Source organism: Streptomyces sp. NPDC024698 (genome assembly GCF_055559015.1).
This window is the reverse complement of sequence record NZ_JBVHLK010000001.1, coordinates 522,220-541,706: the sequence shown is the minus strand read 5'-3', so window position 1 is coordinate 541,706 and position 19,487 is coordinate 522,220. Positions and strand designations below refer to the sequence as shown.

Genomic DNA, 19,487 nt, shown 5'->3' with positions numbered 1-19,487 from the left:
CGCCGAAGGCGGGCCACCGGCAACCGGTGGCCCGCTCCTTCGTGTCAGCGGCCGCTGCCGAGCGCGCGGCGCCCGCGTCCCTGGGAGAGGACCGGCAGGTTGTTGCGCGACGACGACGCCCCCCTGGTGTCCTCCTCGATGCGCAGCGCGAGCGCCGGGCAGCGCCGCACCGCACGCAGGGCCTTGGCCTCGGCGAACCGCGGCACCGAGGCCTGCGCCACGGTCGGGAAGCCGTCGGCGCCCAGTTCGAAGACCTCGGGGAGAAGGTCGGCGCACAGACCGTGCCCACGGCACAGGGTCCAGTCGACGAAGATCTTCTGGCGGCTGGGACCCGCCTCCTGCTCACCGGGACCGGTCAGGACGCCCATGGGAACCTGACCGTCCTCGAAGAGCGGCAGAACGCCCTCCACGGGCCTTCCGCAGCCGTTTCCGAGGACATGCGCGGCCAGGTCGTCCGTGAACGCCTTCAGGGTCGACTCGATGAACATCGCCGAACCGTCCGGGTGGGAGCAGGCACCGCGTCGCTTCACCGACTTGGCGACCTGCTTCACCGCCTCCAGCGCGGCCGGGCCGCCGCCGTTGAGGATGTCCGCCAGGCCGCGTGCCGCGGCGGGCAGACCGAGATAGCAGGGACCGCACTGGCCCGCGCTCTCGTCGGCCAGCCACTGCGCCACGCGCAGCGACTCGCCGAGGGGACAGGTCTCCTGGGTGATGGGGAGGATCGCGCCGGCGCCGAGCGCGCCGCCCACCGCGGCCAGGGAGTCCCGCGAGACGATCGCCTCGTTGACCGTCGCCGCGTCGAGCCACTTGCCGTGGTAGCCGCCGGTCAGGACGCCCTGGGGCATCGCCGGGGCACCGGCCAGCTGGAGCACGTAACGCAGGGGTACGCCGGTGGGGACCTCGATCACCATGGGGCGCGCGACCGCGCCCGAGACGGTGAGCAGGACGGTGCCGGGCTCGTCGTACAGACCCGTGTTGCGGTAGCGGTCGGGGCCGATGCGGGCGGCGATGGCCAGCTGCGCGAACGTCTCGGCGTTCGACAGGAGGGTGGGTGCGCCCCCGACGCCCGACTGGGACGCGCTGACCTTGCGGCCGGGCGGCACCGCGGGGCCGCCGTCGATCGAGCGGATCAGCGACGCGGCCGCGCCGGTCACCATGCGCACGGGGTTGCGCTGCACGCGCGCGCGCAGGGGCGAGCCCCTGCGGTTGCTCAGCCCCCGCTCGGCCAGCGCCGCCTCCATGGAGCGCTGCGTGGACTCGCGGGTCACGCCGATCACGAGCGTGCGGGCGCCCATGGCCTCCGCGACCAGGAGGGCGCCGTCGAGGATGAGGTGCGGGGCACGGTTGATGAGCACCGTGTCCTTGCGGCAGGCCGGTTCGTCCTCGCTTCCGTTGACGACCACGACCGGGCGGATGCCCTTCTTGATGGCCGATTCGGCCACCGAGCGGAGTTTCTTGCCGAACGGGAAGCCCGCCCCGCCGCGTCCCTTCAGATTGATGTCCTCGGCGAGGCTGGCGAGGTCTTCTCCCCCCAGGGGTTCGAGCGGACCGTGCACCTTGAGGTGCATGGGCAGATCAAGGCGTTCAACCAGGTCGAAACCCGACGTGAGCTGCGGAAGTCCGACCACGCGGACTTCCGGGACGTCGGGCAGGGCCTCGTTCACTAAAAGCCTCCGGAAGGGGCATTCCATGATTCACCGGAGCCAGGAGCGTCGAAGGCGCCCGGCAGTACGTCAGTCGCGGGACCGCTGTCGTACGTGTCGTTGGTGTTGTACGTGCGGTAGGACGCGTTCGTCTCACCGGTGTTGTACACATCACTCGTGCCGTAGCTTCCGGCGGCCGGATTGCCGTAGACGGGGGTGGTGTATCCGGTGTCCTGGAGCGGGTCGTACGCCGATGCCGGGGCCTCGCCCACGGGGGCCGCCTGGGGGGCCGGCCAGGAACCCTGCGCGGCGCTGTTGCCGGCGAGGGGAAACGTCTCTGTGGGCTGCGCGTTCACGGGCATGGGGAACTGCTGCGTCCCCGGCATGGCCGGTGCGTTGCCGGGCGTCGCGGTGGTCCGGTAGGCCGCGGCGAAGCCGGCCGTGTCCGCGGCGGCCTGCGCGCCGCCGAACAGCGTGGACGAGGACTCCTTGCGCTCCTTGCGCGGGGACGGGACGCCGTCCTCGGCTGCGGAGCGCCGCTCGGCGCGGCCTCCAGGACCCTGCGGCGACCCCATCGCGGCGGCGCGGGACGCGTCCAGCTCCTCGCGGAAGTCGCGGGCGCCGCCGCCGCCGGTGAGCGCCAGGATCCGCGCCGCGACCTTGTGCTTGAAGGCGTTCGGGGCAGCCCGCAGCAGGAGGGCGCCCATGACGCCGACCAGGCACAGCTCGTACGAGATCATGAAGAAGGGCTTCGCCGCCCGGCCCGCGAACAAGCCGTGGACGAGGGCGGCGCACAGTGCGGGGTAGGCCAGCATGTGCATCGCGCGCCAGCGGGCGGCGACCACGCCCTGCCCGGCGAACTGGTTGCGCAGCGCGCCGGTGATGCCTACGAAGATCATGAGGAGGCCGGCCAGCGAGCCGAGGCCGATGAGCCCTCCGAGGCCCGTGACGCCCAGGCTGAAGGGGATCAGCGCGGCGATCAGGACGGTGTGGTCCAGTGCCAGCTTGACGGTGATGTGCACCAGGAGGAACGCGATCGAGGCGACGGCGGTCACACGGTGCACGCCCTGCGCGACGATCCGCTGACGTGTGTCGAGGAGGAGCCGGTCCTGGGCGACCAGGCCCCAGATCACCGAGCAGGTCAGGGAGACCAGCGACAGGACGCCGGCACCGAAGTTCAGGAAGTCCTGGACTGCGTTGCCTCCCACCAGCACGATCGCGGGTATGAGGATCAGGGCGGCAGCCGACGCCGCCCCGTAGGCCGAACGGCCCATCCGGGGAAGCGAGCTGTTGGTACGGCGAGGGTTCATGAGGGGTACTCCCTACGGTTCGGGGAAGCGGTCCCGAAGGCGCACTCTAGGTCGAGAAACGGCCCCGAGCTCAACGTTTGAGTTATTGCGTTGTTACCAAAGGGCAATGAGGTCTTTGTGTTGTCCGCAAGCGTCCGTTAAGCGAAGTAAAATTTGAACATCGGTCAACGATCTTCACGGGTACCGGGGGCCGTTCCGGGTATCAGGAGCGCCCGGAAGCTCGTCGCGGCCCGCGCGGGCGCTGCGGTACCCTGACGCCATGCGTGCCGTACGCCTTCTGCTTAGCGAGCCGCGCTGATCAGTCCCGACCGCTGACGCATCGTGGTCGGCATCAGCGCGGCGTCCCCTCCTGTGCGAGGGGTTTTTTCATTTCTGCTGGCAGAGACGATCGATGGAGCTTTGAGGACATGAGCGAGACGAACACCGCTGCCGCCACCGCAGAGTCGGCCGCGCCGCACCGCTACACGGCAGCCCTGGCCGCCGACATCGAGGCACGCTGGCAGGACTTCTGGGACGCCGAGGGGACGTACGAGGCCCCGAACCCCACCGGCGACCTGGGCGGGGACCCCGAGCTGGCCGCCCGGCCCAAGAAGTTCATCATGGACATGTTCCCGTACCCCTCGGGCGCGGGTCTGCACGTGGGCCACCCCCTGGGTTACATCGCCACCGACGTGTACGCCCGGTTCCAGCGGATGACCGGCCACAACGTCCTGCACACCCTGGGCTTCGACGCCTTCGGCCTGCCCGCCGAGCAGTACGCCGTGCAGACCGGTACGCACCCGCGCGTGTCCACCGAGGCCAACATGGAGAACATGAAGGTCCAGCTGCGCGCGCTGGGCCTGGGCCACGACAAGCGCCGGTCGTTCGCCACGATCGACCCGGAGTACTACAAGTGGACCCAGTGGATCTTCCTGCGGATCTTCAACTCCTGGTACGACGACGAGGCCGACAAGGCCCGCCCCGTCTCCGCCCTGGTCGCCCAGTTCGAGAGCGGTGAGCGTGCCGTCCCCGCCGTCGGCGGCACCACGCGCGCGTGGAACGAACTGAGCGCGGGAGAGCGCGCCGAGGTCCTGAGCGGCTACCGCCTGGCGTACGCCTCCGAAGCGCCGGTCAACTGGTGCCCCGGTCTGGGCACCGTCCTGGCCAACGAGGAGGTCACCTCCGACGGCCGCAGCGAGCGCGGCAACTTCCCTGTCTTCAAGGCCAAGCTGCGCCAGTGGAACATGCGGATCACCGCCTACGCGGACCGCCTGCTGGACGACCTGGACGCGCTGGACTGGCCCGAGGCCATCAAGCTCCAGCAGCGCAACTGGATCGGCCGCTCCGAGGGCGCCCGCGTCGACTTCCCGATCGACGGCGAAGCGATCACGGTCTTCACCACCCGGCAGGACACCCTGTTCGGCGCCACCTACATGGTGCTGGCGCCGGAACACCCGCTGGTCGAGAAGTTCACCCCGGACGCCTGGCCCGAGGGCACCCACGACGTGTGGACCGGCGGTCACGCGACGCCGGCCGAGGCCGTCGCCGCCTACCGCGCGCAGGCCGCCTCGAAGTCCGACGTCGAGCGCCAGGCCGAGGCCAAGGACAAGACCGGCGTCTTCACCGGCACGTTCGCCACCAACCCGGTCAACGGCGAGAAGGTCCCGGTCTTCATCGCCGACTACGTGCTGATGGGCTACGGCACCGGCGCGATCATGGCCGTCCCGGCGCACGACAGCCGCGACTTCGCGTTCGCGCGCGCCTTCGAGCTGCCCATGCGCTGCGTGGTCGAGCCCTCGGACGACCGCGGCACCGACGCCTCCACCTGGGACGACGCCTTCGCCTCGTACGACGCGAAGATCGTCAACTCCGCCGGCGAGGACATCTCCCTGGACGGTCTGGGCGTCGTCGACGCCAAGGCGCGCATCACGGAGTGGCTGGCGCGCCGGGGCATCGGCGAGGGCACGGTCAACTTCCGGCTGCGCGACTGGCTGTTCAGCCGCCAGCGCTACTGGGGCGAGCCCTTCCCGATCGTCTACGACGAGGACGGCGTCGCCCACTCGCTGCCCGAGTCGATGCTGCCGCTGGAGCTGCCGGAGGTCGAGGACTACTCCCCGCGCACCTTCGACCCGGACGACGCGAACACCTCCCCCGAGACCCCGCTGTCCCGCAACGAGGACTGGGTGAACGTCACCCTGGACCTGGAGGACGGCCGCGGCCCCCGGAAGTACCGCCGCGAGACCAACACCATGCCCAACTGGGCCGGTTCCTGCTGGTACGAACTGCGCTACCTGGACCCGCACAACGACGACGCCCTGGTCGACCCGGCCATCGAGCAGTACTGGATGGGCCCGCGCGAGGGTCAGCCCACGGGCGGCGTCGACCTGTACGTCGGCGGCGCCGAGCACGCCGTGCTGCACCTGCTGTACGCGCGCTTCTGGTCCAAGGTCCTGTTCGACCTGGGCCACGTCTCCTCGGCCGAACCGTTCCACAAGCTGTTCAACCAGGGCATGATCCAGGCCTACGTGTACCGCGACAGCCGCGGCATCGCCGTACCGGCCGCCGAGGTGGAGGAGCGCGACGGCGCGTACTACCACCAGGGCGAGAAGGTCTCCCGGCTGCTGGGCAAGATGGGCAAGTCCCTGAAGAACGCCGTCACCCCGGACGAGATCTGCGCCGAGTACGGAGCGGACACCCTGCGCCTGTACGAGATGGCGATGGGTCCCCTGGACGTGTCCCGCCCGTGGGACACGCGCGCGGTCGTGGGCCAGTACCGCCTGCTCCAGCGGCTGTGGCGCAATGTCGTCGACGAGGCCACCGGCGAGGTCACGGTCGTCTCCGCCGAGCCGGACGAGGACACGCTGCGCGCCCTGCACAAGGCCATCGACGGTGTCCGCCAGGACCTGGAGGGCATGCGGTTCAACACCGCCATCGCCAAGGTCACCGAGCTGAACAACCACCTGACCAAGGTGGGCGGCCCGCTGGCGCGCCCCGTCGCCGAGGCGCTGGTGCTGATGGTCGCGCCGCTGGCCCCGCACATCGCCGAGGAGCTGTGGAGCAAGCTGGGCCACGCCGACTCGGTCGTCCACCAGGACTTCCCCGTCGCCGACCCCGCGTATGTCATCGACGAGGCCGTGACCTGCGTCGTGCAGATCAAGGGCAAGGTCAAGGCCCGCCTGGAGGTCTCCCCGTCGATCACCGACGCGGAGCTGGAGAAGGTGGCGCTGGCCGACGAGAAGGTCGTCGCCGCGCTGGACGGCGCCGGGATCCGCAAGGTGATCGTGCGCGCGCCGAAGCTCGTGAACATCGTCACCGCGTAGCCGCCGCGGCACGGACCGGTCCGTGTGACGGCTCGGGGTAGTCCCCTACGGGCAGGTTCGGGGTTCTTTCGGAACTCCGGACCTGCCCGCAGCGTTTACCGTTGAGAGCGCGGCACCAGGAGCCGCGGCCGGTCGGAGGAGGAGTGTGATGGGGACCGTGATCACCGTAATCGCCTTGCTCTTCCTGCTGTTCGTGGTGTTCGGCGCGTACGCGACGGTGAAGGTGGTCGGCGCCGCCAAACGCGGTGTGGACCGCACCATCTCGCAGGCACGCCGCACGGTGGAGGACACCACCCTGCGCGCCAAGACCTTCGCCCAGCCCGGCCCCCAGGGCGAGCTCGCCCAGCTCAGACTGGCACTGCGCACCTCGATGCGCGCCACCCAGGAAGCGCTCCAGGCGTGCGCCGTGGAGGACGAGTCCCTCAAGGAGTCCCTGAACCTCTTCGAGCGGCTCAGCACGCACGGCCACGAGCTGGACGCCGAACTCAAGCGCCTGGAGGCCGAGCCCGACCGCGGCACCCTGGCCACCCGGCTGCCCGGCCTGCGCGAGCGCACCCAGCGGATCACGCGGTCGGCGGACTCGCTGCGCTGGGCGGCCCGCGACCGGGCCCACCGCTTCGCGGGCGACGACCTGGACACCCTGAGCGCCCAGATCGACGTGGAGGCCGGCGCGCTGCGCCACTGGACCAAGGAGCCGGGTCCCGCCACGTCCTGGCCGGACGCTCCCGCCACGGACACGGGCGTCCCCGAGGGGCGGACCGGGCCGGCGAGCCCTCGGTCCCGTCCCGAGGACCGGCCCGGGCGTTCGGCGATCACACCCCCCGGCCAACGGCCCACCTACCCTTGGCAGAAGAAGCCCCGCCCCGAGAGCACGACATGATCCGGCCGTTCCCGCCGCAGGTGGAAGGGGCCGGGCTGCCGCGCACCCGCCCCGCCAGGTAATCTCCAGCTCATGTCCCGCCATGTCGCGATCGTCACCGATTCAACGGCCTACCTGCCGCCGTGGACGATGGAGCGCCACGGCATCACATCGGTTCCCCTGACCGTGGTCCTCGGGGACCAGGCGCTCGAAGAGGGCACCGAGATCTCGGCCCGCTCCCTCGCCCAGGCACTCCAGAAGCGGCGCCCCGTCACGACGTCCCGGCCCAGCCCCGAGACGTTCGCCGCGACCTACCGCCAGGTCGCCGAGTCCGGGGCCACAGGCATCGTCTCGCTGCACCTGTCCTCCGAGTTCTCGGGCACCTACGACGCCGCGGTGCTCGCGGCGCGCGAGGCCCCCGTCCCGGTGCGCGTCGTCGACACCGGGATGGTCGCCATGGCCCTCGGGTTCTGCGCGCTGGCCGCCGCCGAGTCCGCGGAGGCGGGCGGATCCGTCGACGACGCGGTCACGGCCGCCGAGAAGCGGGCCGCGGGCATGTCCGCCCACTTCTACGTCGACACGCTCGACTATCTGCGCCGTGGCGGCAGGATCGGGACCGCGCAGGCCCTGCTGGGCTCCGCGCTCGCGGTGAAGCCGATCCTGCAACTCCACGACGGCCGCATCGAACTCCTCGAAAAGGTCCGGACGTCGTCCAAGGCGATCGCGCGCCTTGAGGAGATCGTCGCCGAACGGGCGGGCAGCGCACAGGTCGACATCGCCGTTCACCATCTGGCGGCCCCGGAGCGGGCGTCGGCCCTCGCGGACCGTCTGCGGGCACGCGTACCGGGACTCGCCGAGCTGCACGTCAGCGAGGTGGGTGCGGTGATCGGAGCCCACACCGGTCCCGGTCTGCTGGCCGCGGTCGTGTCACACCGCTGAGGAGCCGCCCGGCGGCTCTCGGTGGCGCTCGCGTAGCTCGTGCGGGTGACGGGGTTGTCCACAACCGGGGTGCCCTCCACCGGAATTGAGCAAGATCATCGCGAGGGTGCCGGGTTGTCGCATTCTCGCCGCATGGCACTTCGATCGAGCACACGCACCGCTACACCGACCAGCGGCCCGGGTCGAGGACCCCTGTCCGACAGCCGCAGCCGCAGCCGCCCGCACCGTCGAGACCGGCGGACCGCGACCCGTCGCGAGGGGCGGACCTGGACCCGCCGCCAGGAGGCCTCGGCCGCCGCCCTCCGCCTGCGCGCCGACGCGCTCTTCACCGAACACGCCGAAGAGCGGCGGGAGTCGGGGAGCGGGCCGCCGGAGGGCGGGGCACCGGGGGTCGGGCCGTCCGGGACCGGCCGCGACGCCCGGGCCGGCTCCGGGGTGGATACGGGGGCGGGTTCGCCGTCGGTTGTGAGGGCGCGGCCGGCGAGTGATCGGGTCACGGTTGAGCCGGTTTCACGTGGGCCGGTCGCGGATGGGGCGGTCGCGCACGGACGGGTCATGCACGGGTTGGCCCCGGATGAGCCCGTCACACACGGGGCGGTCACGTATGAGCCGGGCCCGCATGAGCCGGTTCCGCACGACCCGGTTCCGCACGACCCGGCTCCGCACGACCCGGTTCCGCGCGAGCCGGCCGAGGAGGCGGGGGCCTGGCGGGACCGGGCCGGGCTCGCCGTGCGGGAGCGGCTCCCGATGTGGCTCCAGTCGAGGTGCGGACTGGAACGCAGGAGCGTGGCCGCGCTGACCGTGCTGCTGGCCGTCGCCGCCGTCTTCGCCGTGCAGCACTTCTGGGCGGGGCGGACGCGGCCGGTCCGGGCTCCCGAGGTGGTGGGCGCCGCGGCGCCCTTCGGCGGGAAGCGCGCGCCGGGTGAGGAGCAGGGTGACCGGCCGGGAGCGGGCTCCGGCGCCCCGAGCGGAGCTGCGAGCGCCGGAGGGACCGTGGTCGTCGTGGACGTGGGCGGCAAGGTGCGCGCCCCCGGACTCCAGCGATTGCCCGCCGGGTCCCGGGTCGAGGACGCCCTGCGGGCCGCGGGCGGGGCGCGGCCCGGCACGGACACCGAGCACGGAGGACGGGAGCACGGAGGACGGGAGCACGGAGGACCGGAGCACGGGGAGGCGAGGGACCGGCACGGGTCAAGGGCGAACGGTGGGGCGACGGGTGGGGCGAGGGACGGGGCGGCCGGGGTTGTGGGTGTCCGTCGCCGCGGTCCTCCTCTGTGTCGGGGCGGCCGCGGCCTCGGCGGGGCTGCACGCGGCGGACCTGAGACGCGGCCCCCTCCCCGCGCTCGCGGAGAAGTTCGCCGACGTGACCGTCGAGGTGGAGATCACCTCCGATCCCCGGCTCACCCGGCCCCGGATCAACGGGGATCACGTCGCTCCGGCGGCACTGCTGTTCGACGCCGACGTCACGCGGGTCGTCCGGGCGGACGGCACGGTGCTGGCCACCCGGACGCCGGTGCTGGTGTTCGTCGACACCCACTCGCGACGGGGCGCGCCCCGGGGAGCGGACGGGCGGGTGCGACGGGGGGTGCTCCAGGACGCCGGTGGGCGTTCGGCCTGGTCGTCGCTGCTGCCGTCGACCCGGCTGCGGATCGCGGCACGGGTCGTGCCCGCACTGTCGGACGGGGACGACATCGCGGCGGTGCTGCGGGTACGGGGGAGCGCGCCGCCGCGGGTGGTGGGAGCGCCGTCCGGTCCGCAGCGGTTCGCGGGCCGGCTGCGCGAAGGACTGCGGAAGGCGACCGACGGCCTGGACGCCGACGCCCGGGCGCTGCTGCCGGGGCTGGTCGTGGGGGACACCTCACGGGTCACGCCGGAGCTGGACGAGGCCTTCAGAGCCACCGATCTCACCCACCTCCTGGCCGTCAGCGGGGGCAACCTCGTCATCGTCCTCGCGTTGTTCATCGGGCCGCCGGGCCTCGCCCAGCGGGTGGAGCGCCGGGGCCTCGCGTCCCGGCTCGGGGTGCCGCTCCGGGCGACCGCGCTGCTCGGCGGAGTGCTCACGCTCGCCTTCGTGATCGTGTGCCGACCGGACCCGAGCGTGCTGCGGGCGGCGGCCTGTGGAGCGATCTCCCTGCTCGCCATCGCGACCGGGCGCCGCAGATCACTGATCCCGGCGCTGGCCGCCGCGGTCCTGCTGCTGGTGCTCTACGACCCCTGGCTCGCCCGCAGTTACGGATTCCTGCTCTCCGTCCTCGCGACCGCGGCGCTGCTCACGCTCGCCCCGCGCTGGAGTACGGCACTCCAACGGCGTCGTGTGCCCGCGCGGCTCGCCGAGGCGCTGGCCGCGGCCGCCGCGGCGCAGGCCTTGTGCGCTCCGGTGGTCGCCGTGCTGTCGGCCCGGGTGAGCCTGGTGGCGGTGCCGTGCAATCTCCTCGCGGAGTTCGCGGTCACACCGGCCACGGTGCTGGGGTTCGCGACGCTGGTGACCTCCTCCTGGGCGATGCCCGTGGCCAAGGTGCTTGCCTGGTGGGCGAGTTGGCCCGCACGTTGGATCGCCGGCATCGCGCGTGCGGGGGCGGCCCAGCCCGGTGGGGGAGTGGACTGGGCGGACAGCTGGACGGGCGCTCTGCTGCTGGCACTCGTCACGGTCGCCGGTGTGGTTGTGGGCCGGCGGCTGCTGAGACATCCGTTGGCCAGCGGTGTCGGTGCGGTGCTGCTCCTGCTGTTCGTGGTGCAGCCGCCACCGCTCACCAGGGTGATCACGGGGTGGCCGCCGCCCGGCTGGAGATTCGTGATGTGCGATGTGGGGCAGGGCGACGCGGGGGTGCTCGCGGTGGGGGACGGCAGCGCGGTGGTGGTGGACGCGGGGCCCGATCCGGCGCTGGCCGACCGCTGTCTGAGCACACTCGGCGTCACCAGAATCCCGCTCGTCGTCCTGACGCACTTCCACGCGGACCATGTCGCGGGTCTGCCCGGTGTGCTCCGGGGGCGTTCGGTGGGCGCCATCGAGACGACCGGCTTCGAAGAGCCGCTGGAGCAGGCCGAGTCGGTACGAAGGGAGGCGGCCGCATGGCACATTCCCGTGACCCGGGCCGTCGCGGGGGAGAGGAGGCGCGTGGGACGCCTGGACTGGCGGGTGCTGTGGCCGCCGCCGGATCCGGCCGTGCCGCCGGACGACCCGAACGACGCCAGTGTCACGCTGCTCGTGCGGTCCTCGGGGCTGCGGCTGCTGTTGCTCGGCGACCTGGAGCCGCCCGCGCAGCGGGCCTTGGCGAGATCGACGGCGGCCGCTGAACTGGACGGTGTGGACGTGCTGAAGGTCGCGCATCATGGTTCGGCGTACCAGGATCCGGAGCTCATGCGCCGGGTCGCGCCGCGGCTCGCGCTCATCTCGGTGGGCCGGGACAACCCGTACGGACATCCGGCTCCGAGTACGGTCGCGGACCTGCGGGCGCGGGGCGCGATGGTGCTGCGTACGGACGAGGACGGTGATCTCGCCGTGACCGGTGCGGGCGGAGGGTCGGCGGTGGCGCGACACTGAATGCATGAATTCCGCACAGGCAGACGCCTACCTTCGCCGTATCGGGGCCCAGCACCCGGCATGGCCCACGTCCGATGTGCTCCGTGAGCTTCAGCTGTGCCATCTGCGGACGGTGCCGTTCGAGAACCTGTCGATCCACCTCGGCGAGGAGATCGTGCTGGAGGAGGAGCGGCTGTTGGACAAGGTCGTGGGCGCCCGCAGAGGGGGCTTCTGCTACGAACTGAACGGCGCGTTCGGGGCGTTGCTGAGTGCGCTGGGCTTCGACGTGACGCTTCTCGCGGCGCGGGTGTACGGGGACGAGGGGAAGCCGGGGATCCCTTACGACCATCTCGCGCTGCGGGTGAGGACGGTGGACGGGGGCGACTGGCTGACCGATGTCGGGTTCGGGGCGCACAGCCACTATCCGCTGTCGTTCACCGAGCGGGGTGAACAGCGGGATCCCGGCGGGATGTTCAGGGTCGTGGAGTCGGCGCCGGACGCGGCGGGGGTGCGGGGAGCCGGAGGTTCGCGGGAGCACGAGGACCTCGACGTCATCCTGGGGGACAAGCGTCAGTACCGGCTGGAGGTACGGCCGCGTGTGCTCGGGGACTTCGTCGCCGGGGCCTGGTGGCACGGCACCTCGCCGCAGTCGCATTTCACCCGGTCGCTGGTGTGCTCGCGGGTCACCGAGGACGGAGGCCGGATCACGCTCGGCGGACGCAGGTTCACCGTGTCGACGGCCGAGGGGACCAAGGAGGTGACGGAACTGGCGACGGACGAGGAGGTGCTGGCCGTCTACCGGGAGCGGTTCGGGATCGAGCTGGACCGGGTGCCGGAGGTCGGGGAACGCCGGTAGCGGGTCAGGAGCCGCGTAGATCACACGCTCCGGAGCCCGATCCCGGCGTCGGCGGCGTCGGGTGTGCCGGAAAATGTCGGGGTGAGCGATGTGAGACATGTACTGGTGCTGCCCGACCGTGACGCGGCGCGGGAGGCGGCGGAGGCCGCCGGTGACCGCTTCGGACTGCATGAGGAGCCGCAGCTCGTGAGGGACGCACTCGCGGGTGAGGACGACGCCGAGGACGCGCAGTGGCTGGTGGTCCTGACGGACCCCGAGGCACGGCTGGACCCGAAGGAACTGGACGAGTTCGCGTCCGAGTGGGACGGCTGGCACGAGGAGCCGTAACCCGACCCGGCCGGGCCCCCGGGCCTGACCCCGGTCGGACCCCACGGGAGTGGCCTCGACCGAGCCCTACGGGCCCGCCCCCTGTCGTGGCTTTGGGGGTGGGTTGTCGGTGGCGCGTGGGATGCTTTCGGGGATGGCCAAGAAGACCGCACAAGACGACCCTCTCGCCCCTGTCACGCTGGCAGTGGGCCAGGAGGATCTCCTGCTCGACCGTGCCGTGCAGGAGGTGGTGGCCGCCGCCAGGGCCTCCGACGCCGACACGGACGTACGGGATCTCACCCCGGACCAGTTGCAGCCGGGCACGCTCGCCGAGCTGACCAGTCCCTCGCTCTTCGCCGAGCGCAAGGTCGTGGTCGTACGCAACGCCCAGGATCTGTCCGCGGACACGATCAAGGACGTCAAGGCGTATCTGGGGGCTCCCGCCGAGGAGATCACCCTGGTGCTCCTGCACGCGGGCGGCGCCAAGGGCAAGGCGCTGCTCGACGCCGCGCGCAAGGCGGGCGCGCGGGAGGTGGCCTGCCCCAAGATGACCAAGCCGGCGGACCGGCTGGCCTTCGTGCGCGGCGAGTTCCGCACGCTCGGCCGGGCGGCCACCGCGGAGGCCTGCCAGGCGCTGGTGGACTCCATCGGCAGTGATCTGCGGGAGCTGGCGTCGGCCGCGTCGCAGCTGACCGCGGACGTCGAGGGGACGATCGACGAGGCCGTCGTCGGGAGGTACTACACCGGGCGGGCCGAGGCGTCCAGCTTCACCGTCGCGGACCGGGCCGTGGAGGGGCGGGCGGCGGAGGCGCTGGAGGCGTTGCGCTGGTCGCTGTCGACCGGGGTGGCCCCCGTCCTGATCACCAGCGCGCTCGCGCAGGGAGTGCGGGCGATCGGGAAGCTGTCCTCCGCGCGGGGTGGCAGGCCCGCCGACCTGGCCCGTGAGCTGGGGATGCCGCCGTGGAAGATCGATCGCGTGCGGCAGCAGATGCGCGGCTGGACCCCGGACGGGGTCGCCATGGCGCTCACGGCCGTCGCCGAGGCGGACGCCGGCGTCAAGGGCGGCGGGGACGATCCCGAGTACGCCCTGGAGAAAGCGGTCGTGGCCGTAGCCCGCGCGGCCCGCTCCGGCCGCCACTGACCGTGCCGCGAAGTCTCGCCTGCCCGGGGACGCCCGGCACGCCTGGGCCCGCCCGGCAAGCACGCCCGGGGACGCCCGGCACGCCCGCCCGGGCCCGCCCGTGACCGTGGCGGCGTCCCGGAGGCCGGGCTCAGCCCGCCGCTGACCCGCCAGGGTGTCGCGCCCGAAGGCCCAGCGGTACACCGAAGACGCTGTGGCTGGCACACCGAAGACCCGCCCGGGGGTACACCGAAGGCCCCGCTCGTTCTCCCGGGGAAGGGAGGGGAGCGGGGCCTTCGGTTCAAGCCGGTGGACTCACGCCCGCGTGGCGAACGCAGATCGTGCGTGAATCCGGTACGTCGGTCGGGAGCGGGAGAGAGGGCCCGCTCAAGTCCGGCCGACGGTCAAGTCAGGGGTTGAGCCCGAAAGAGCTCAGCCGACTCAGCCCTGGAGCGCGGAGACCTTCGAAGCAAGCGCCGACTTCTTGTTGGCGGCCTGGTTCTTGTGGATGACGCCCTTCGAGACGGCCTTGTCGAGCTTGCGCGAAGCCTCGCGCGCCGCGACGGTGGCCTTCTCGACGTCACCCGCGGCAGCAGCCTCGCGGGCCTTGCGGATCGCGGTCTTCAGAGAGGACTTGACGGCCTTGTTGCGCAGCCGGGCCTTCTCGTTGGTCTTGATCCGCTTGATCTGGGACTTGATGTTCGCCACGAATGAGCCTTTACAGGTTCAGGCGTGTGAGACGTCATGCCTCACCCGCCGTTTGATTTTCTTGGGTGCGTCTCGTGCTGAGAGGGCATGAGACACAGCCACCCAGGCTACCAGCCCCCGCCCGACCGGCCCAAACCGGCCGTACGTCCCCGCTCCCGCGGCCGGTCGCCGAAGTCCTGGTCAGGGCCTTCGGGCCGGGCGCCGCCGTTTCGCTCCCGTGGCCCGAACCGGTCGCAGCCCGCCGCGCGTGGGACCATGGAGCCTACGTATCGATCCGACCCGAGGCGACAGGCGCCTCAAGAGACAGGACCCTGCGTGCCCGCGACCCCTAACAATGTGCCCGAGCCGAGCCGTACCGACCCGGCTCTGATCCGCAATTTCTGCATCATCGCGCACATCGACCACGGCAAGTCCACGCTCGCCGACCGCATGCTCCAGCTGACCGGGGTGGTTGATCAGCGGCAGATGCGCGCTCAGTACCTCGACCGTATGGACATCGAGCGCGAGCGCGGCATCACGATCAAGTCCCAGGCGGTCCGGCTGCCCTGGGCCCCGTCCGAGGATCCGGGACGCACCCACATCCTCAACATGATCGACACCCCCGGGCACGTCGACTTCACGTACGAGGTGTCGCGGTCCCTGGCGGCCTGCGAGGGCACGGTCCTGCTCGTCGACGCCGCCCAGGGGATCGAGGCGCAGACCCTCGCCAACCTCTACCTGGCGATGGAGAACGACCTCAAGATCATCCCCGTACTGAACAAGATCGACCTGCCGGCCGCCCAGCCGGAGAAGTTCTCCGAGGAGCTCGCGAACCTCATCGGCTGCGACCCCGCGGACGTGCTCAAGGTCTCGGCCAAGACGGGCCTGGGCGTCGAGGCGCTGCTCGACAAGGTCGTCGCCGAGATCCCCGCCCCGGTCGGCGTCCAGGACGCCCCCGCGCGCGCGATGATCTTCGACTCGGTCTACGACTCGTACCGCGGTGTCGTGACGTACGTGCGTGTCATCGACGGGCAGCTCAACAAGCGTGAGCGCATCAGGATGATGTCCACCGGCGCCACGCACGAGCTGCTGGAGATCGGCGTCTCGTCCCCCGAGATGAAGGCGGCCGACGGGCTCGGTGTCGGTGAGGTGGGTTACCTCATCACCGGCGTGAAGGACGTCCGCCAGTCCAAGGTCGGTGACACGATCACCACCCTGCACAAGGGCGCCACCGAGGCGCTCGGCGGGTACAAGGATCCCCGGCCCATGGTCTTCTCGGGCCTGTATCCGCTGGACGGCTCCGACTACCCCGAGCTGCGCGACGCCCTGGACAAGCTCCAGCTCAACGACGCTGCGCTGGTGTACGAGCCGGAGACCTCGGCGGCGCTCGGCTTCGGCTTCCGTGTCGGCTTCCTCGGACTGCTGCACCTCGACGTGATCCGTGAGCGGCTGGAGCGCGAGTTCGGGCTCGACCTGATCGCGACCGCCCCGAACGTGGTCTACCGCGTCGAGATGGAGGACCGCAGCGAGCACACGGTCACCAACCCGAGCGAGTTCCCCGAGGGCAAGATCGACAAGGTGTACGAGCCGGTCGTGCGGGCGACCATCCTCGCCCCCTCGGAGTTCATCGGCGCGATCATGGAGCTGTGCCAGACCCGGCGCGGCACCCTGCTCGGCATGGACTACCTCTCCGAGGACCGGGTCGAGATCCGCTACACCCTGCCGCTCGCGGAGATCGTCTTCGACTTCTTCGACCAGCTCAAGTCCAAGACCCGCGGCTACGCCTCGCTGGACTACGAGCCCACCGGCGAGCAGGCCTCCAGCCTGGTCAAGGTCGACATCCTGCTGCACGGCGACAAGGTCGACGCCTTCTCGGCGGTCACGCACAAGGACGCGGCGTACGCGTACGGCGTCCGGCTGGTCGCCAAGCTGCGCGAGCTGATCCCGCGGCAGGCCTTCGAGGTGCCCATCCAGGCGGCCATCGGCTCCCGTGTCATCGCCCGCGAGACCATCCGCGCCATCCGAAAGGACGTCCTCGCCAAGTGCTACGGCGGTGACATCTCCCGTAAGCGGAAGCTGCTGGAGAAGCAGAAGGAAGGCAAGAAGCGGATGAAGATGGTGGGCTCTGTGGAGGTTCCGCAAGAGGCCTTCATCGCCGTGCTGTCCAGCGACGACAGCGGCGGTTCGGCCAAGGGCAAGAAGTAGTCCCGCCGAATCCCGGAAAATCAGGGCCCGTCGCGCTTCGGCGCGGCGGGCCCTGTGCTTGTCTCATGGATGTGTCCTGCAAGAAGTGACCGGCCATCGCCTCTTACGCACCGGCCGGACGCGCTCTAGTCTGATCTCTGCTCGGTAGTTACTCGCGAGTTAAACAACAGCCGCAATTGAGCCAGCCGCACTGCCGCGGGCCCCGGAGGATGTCGTGAGCGACACACAGACCCTGATCGAGAACCGTCCGCCGTCCGTCGCCGCCCTCTTCCTTGAGCGCGTGGCGGCCACACCCGACGCCGAGGCATACCGCTACCCGGTACCGGCCTCGGGCGGGCCGGACCAGTGGAAGTCGCTGACCTGGGCGCAGGCCGCGGAGCGGGTCTACGCCATCGCGGCCGGTCTCATCGAACTCGGCGTCCAGCCGGAGCAGCGCGTCGCGCTCGCCTCCTCGACCCGGGTCGAATGGATCCTGGCCGACCTCGGCATCCTCTGCGCGGGCGCGGCCACCACGACCGTGTATCCGCAGACCAACGCCGAGGAGTCGGCGTTCATCCTCTCCGACTCCATGAGCCGGGTCCTCATCGCCGAGGACGCGGCCCAGCTCGCCAAGGCCCGCGAGAAGCGCGCGGAGCTCCCCGAGCTCACGCATGTCGTGGTCATCGACGCGGAGGGCGTGGAGAGCGAGGACTGGATCCTGACGCTCGCCGAGCTGGAGGCGCGGGGTGCCGCGTACCTGGAGAAGCATCCCGAGCTGATCAAGGAGCGGGTCGGCGCGATCACCGCCGACCAGCTCGCGACGCTCATCTACACCTCCGGCACCACCGGCCGCCCCAAGGGTGTCCGGCTGCCGCACGACAACTGGTCCTACATGGCCAAGGCGATCTCCGGGACCGGACTGGTCACCCAGGCGGACGTCCAGTACCTGTGGCTGCCGCTCGCGCACGTCTTCGGCAAGGTCCTGACCTCCGGACAGATCGCGGTCGGGCACGTCACCGCCGTCGACGGCCGCGTGGACAAGATCATCGAAAACCTTCCGGTGGTGCGGCCGACGTACATGGCGGCCGTGCCCCGCATCTTCGAGAAGGTCTACAACGGGGTCGCGGCCAAGGCGCGGGCCGCCGGCGGCGCCAAGTACAAGATCTTCCAGTGGGCCGCCGAGGTCTCCCGCGAGTACGCGAAGGCCAGCCAGGACAACTTCCGCCGCACCGGCTCGGCCTCGGTGCCGTTCGCGCTCGGTGCCAAGCACAAGGTCGCCGACGCGCTCGTCTTCGCCAAGATCCGCGAGGCCTTCGGCGGCAACCTGCGGGCCTGCATCTCCGGCTCCGCCGCGCTCGCGCCGGAGATCGGCTACTTCTTCGCCGGCGCCGGCATCCACATCCTGGAGGGCTACGGACTCACCGAGTCCTCCGCCGCCTCCTTCGTGAACCCGGGCGAGGCCTACCGCACCGGCACGGTCGGCAAGCCGCTGCCCGGCACCGAGGTGCGCATCGCGGACGACGGCGAGATCCTGCTGCGCGGCCCCGGCATCATGGAGGGCTACCACGGGCTGCCGGAGAAGACCGCCGAGGTCCTGGAGGCCGACGGCTGGTTCCACACCGGTGACATCGGCGAGCTGTCCGCGGACGGCTACCTGCGGATCACCGACCGCAAGAAGGACCTCATCAAGACCTCGGGCGGCAAGTACATCGCGCCCGCCGAGGTCGAGGGCCAGTTCAAGGCCGTCTGCCCGTACGTCTCCAACATCCTCGTGCACGGCGCCGACCGGAACTTCTGCACCGCGCTCATCGCGCTCGACGAGCCGTCCATCCTCGACTGGGCCAAGGACAACGGCCTGGAGGGCAAGTCGTACGCGGAGGTCGTCGCGGCGCCGACCACGATCGCCCTCGTCGAGGGCTATGTGAAGGAGCTCAACGGCGGTCTCCAGCGCTGGCAGACCATCAAGAAGTTCCGTCTGCTGCCCCGCGACCTGGACGTCGAGCACGGTGAGATCACGCCGAGCCTCAAGCTGAAGCGCCCGGTCGTCGAGAAGGCGTACAAGCACCTGATCGACGAGATGTACGCGGGTACCCGCGAGGCGTAGACCGGTATCGGCACCCGGCTTCCGGCCCAGCTCCGTGCGGGCCGGAAGCCGGGTGCTCTAGGTCTATCCGTCCCGCCTCTGCCGCATCCGGCCCAGCAGCTCGTCCATCTGCCGTATCTGGCAGCGGAGTTCGGGTATGTCCTGGGTGGTGCCGGCCGCCAGCTGGGCGTCCATCCTGCCCAGGCGGGCGGCGAGTTCGTCGATCTGTTCCTGCTCGCGGGCCAGCAGGCACTCCAGCCGGCGGTTCTTGCGGTGCAGGTCGAGGAAGACGGTGACCTTGGCGCGCAGGACCCAGGGGTCGAAGGGCTTCGTCAGATAGTCGGCGGCGCCCGTCGCGTACCCGCGAAAGGCGTAGCCCGCTTCGGCGTCCGTGCCCGTCAGGAAGATGATGGGCACGTCCTTGGTCCGGTCGAGCCGCTTGATGTTCGCGGCCGTCTCGAATCCGTCCATGCCCGGCATCCGGATGTCGAGCAGGACGACCGCGAACCGCCGCCGCAGCAGTGCCTCCATCGCCTCCTCGCCCGAACGCGCCCGCACCAGCGGTTCGTTGAGGGAGCGCAGGACGGCTTCCAGCGCGACCAGGTTGTCTTCCATGTCGTCGACCAGGAGGATGCTCGCGCCCTCGTCGGTCCTCGTCCCGGCGCTCATGATGACGGTGCCTCA

General features: G+C 71.1%; 13 protein-coding genes and 1 pseudogene. 10 read left to right on the top strand and 4 right to left on the bottom strand.

Features of this window, described 5'->3' with window-relative positions:
* Positions 1 to 44: 44 nt before the first annotated feature.
* Complete coding sequence (locus ACZ4AA_RS02360) at positions 45 to 1,664, bottom strand: NADH-ubiquinone oxidoreductase-F iron-sulfur binding region domain-containing protein (RefSeq protein ID WP_467593908.1); 1,620 nt, start codon at positions 1,662 to 1,664, stop codon at positions 45 to 47.
* Positions 1,664 to 2,953, bottom strand: coding sequence for a cytochrome b/b6 domain-containing protein (locus ACZ4AA_RS02355; RefSeq protein WP_467593905.1), 1,290 nt, complete (start codon positions 2,951 to 2,953; stop codon positions 1,664 to 1,666). Before ACZ4AA_RS02355 ends, ACZ4AA_RS02360 begins: the two co-directional genes overlap by 1 nt.
* A gap of 407 nt (positions 2,954 to 3,360) precedes the next feature.
* Here ACZ4AA_RS02355 and leuS point away from each other — a divergent pair, with 407 nt between their 5' ends.
* From leuS to holA, 8 genes and pseudogenes are all read left to right on the top strand, one after another.
* Positions 3,361 to 6,252, top strand: a complete 2,892-nt coding sequence (gene leuS, locus ACZ4AA_RS02350) for a leucine--tRNA ligase (protein ID WP_467593902.1) — start codon at positions 3,361 to 3,363, stop codon at positions 6,250 to 6,252.
* A gap of 148 nt (positions 6,253 to 6,400) precedes the next feature.
* Positions 6,401 to 7,132: a hypothetical protein gene (locus tag ACZ4AA_RS02345; protein ID WP_467593899.1), complete on the top strand. Its 732-nt coding sequence runs from the start codon at positions 6,401 to 6,403 to the stop codon at positions 7,130 to 7,132.
* 72 nt (positions 7,133 to 7,204) lie between these two features.
* On the top strand, positions 7,205 to 8,050 hold the full coding sequence (locus ACZ4AA_RS02340) for a DegV family protein (protein ID WP_467593896.1): 846 nt from the start codon (positions 7,205 to 7,207) through the stop codon (positions 8,048 to 8,050).
* A 132-nt stretch (positions 8,051 to 8,182) separates the two neighbouring features.
* Positions 8,183 to 9,109 (top strand): annotated as a pseudogene (locus tag ACZ4AA_RS02335) (hypothetical protein); the annotation flags it as partial.
* 181 nt (positions 9,110 to 9,290) lie between these two features.
* Complete coding sequence (locus ACZ4AA_RS02330) at positions 9,291 to 11,588, top strand: ComEC/Rec2 family competence protein (RefSeq protein ID WP_467595103.1); 2,298 nt, start codon at positions 9,291 to 9,293, stop codon at positions 11,586 to 11,588.
* Between the two features lie 4 nt (positions 11,589 to 11,592).
* Positions 11,593 to 12,423 (top strand): arylamine N-acetyltransferase family protein, encoded by an 831-nt coding sequence (locus ACZ4AA_RS02325; RefSeq protein ID WP_467593894.1) that lies wholly within the window; start codon positions 11,593 to 11,595, stop codon positions 12,421 to 12,423.
* Between the two features lie 81 nt (positions 12,424 to 12,504).
* The gene (locus tag ACZ4AA_RS02320) at positions 12,505 to 12,750 is read left to right on the top strand and encodes a hypothetical protein (protein WP_467593891.1); all 246 of its coding nucleotides are present in this window, start codon (positions 12,505 to 12,507) and stop codon (positions 12,748 to 12,750) included.
* Positions 12,751 to 12,883: 133 nt separating this feature from the next.
* Positions 12,884 to 13,870 (top strand): DNA polymerase III subunit delta, encoded by a 987-nt coding sequence (gene holA, locus ACZ4AA_RS02315; protein WP_467593888.1) that lies wholly within the window; start codon positions 12,884 to 12,886, stop codon positions 13,868 to 13,870.
* 420 nt (positions 13,871 to 14,290) lie between these two features.
* Here the strand turns inward: holA and rpsT are convergent, their stop codons facing one another.
* The gene (gene rpsT, locus ACZ4AA_RS02310; RefSeq protein ID WP_339129287.1) at positions 14,291 to 14,557 is read right to left on the bottom strand and encodes a 30S ribosomal protein S20; all 267 of its coding nucleotides are present in this window, start codon (positions 14,555 to 14,557) and stop codon (positions 14,291 to 14,293) included.
* A 315-nt stretch (positions 14,558 to 14,872) separates the two neighbouring features.
* Between rpsT and lepA the strand changes: the two genes are divergently transcribed.
* Together lepA and ACZ4AA_RS02300 are read left to right on the top strand one after the other, a co-directional pair.
* Positions 14,873 to 16,741, top strand: coding sequence for a translation elongation factor 4 (gene lepA, locus ACZ4AA_RS02305; RefSeq protein WP_467593885.1), 1,869 nt, complete (start codon positions 14,873 to 14,875; stop codon positions 16,739 to 16,741).
* Between the two features lie 214 nt (positions 16,742 to 16,955).
* On the top strand, positions 16,956 to 18,824 hold the full coding sequence (locus ACZ4AA_RS02300) for an AMP-dependent synthetase/ligase (protein ID WP_467593883.1): 1,869 nt from the start codon (positions 16,956 to 16,958) through the stop codon (positions 18,822 to 18,824).
* Between the two features lie 63 nt (positions 18,825 to 18,887).
* On the opposite strand, the gene ACZ4AA_RS02295 is transcribed toward ACZ4AA_RS02300, so the two are convergent.
* Positions 18,888 to 19,472, bottom strand: coding sequence for a response regulator (locus ACZ4AA_RS02295; RefSeq protein WP_467593880.1), 585 nt, complete (start codon positions 19,470 to 19,472; stop codon positions 18,888 to 18,890).
* Positions 19,473 to 19,487: the final 15 nt, after the last annotated feature.

What these genes read in the sequence shown, in the direction of transcription:
- ACZ4AA_RS02355 (WP_467593905.1), bottom strand. Translation starts at nt 2,953, where the DNA reads ATGAACCCTCGCCGTACCAACAGCTCGCTTCCCCGGATGGGCCGTTCG.
- leuS (WP_467593902.1), top strand. Translation starts at nt 3,361, where the DNA reads ATGAGCGAGACGAACACCGCTGCCGCCACCGCAGAGTCGGCCGCGCCG.
- ACZ4AA_RS02345 (WP_467593899.1), top strand. Translation starts at nt 6,401, where the DNA reads ATGGGGACCGTGATCACCGTAATCGCCTTGCTCTTCCTGCTGTTCGTG.
- ACZ4AA_RS02340 (WP_467593896.1), top strand. Translation starts at nt 7,205, where the DNA reads ATGTCCCGCCATGTCGCGATCGTCACCGATTCAACGGCCTACCTGCCG.
- ACZ4AA_RS02325 (WP_467593894.1), top strand. Translation starts at nt 11,593, where the DNA reads ATGAATTCCGCACAGGCAGACGCCTACCTTCGCCGTATCGGGGCCCAG.
- holA (WP_467593888.1), top strand. Translation starts at nt 12,884, where the DNA reads ATGGCCAAGAAGACCGCACAAGACGACCCTCTCGCCCCTGTCACGCTG.
- ACZ4AA_RS02295 (WP_467593880.1), bottom strand. Translation starts at nt 19,472, where the DNA reads ATGAGCGCCGGGACGAGGACCGACGAGGGCGCGAGCATCCTCCTGGTC.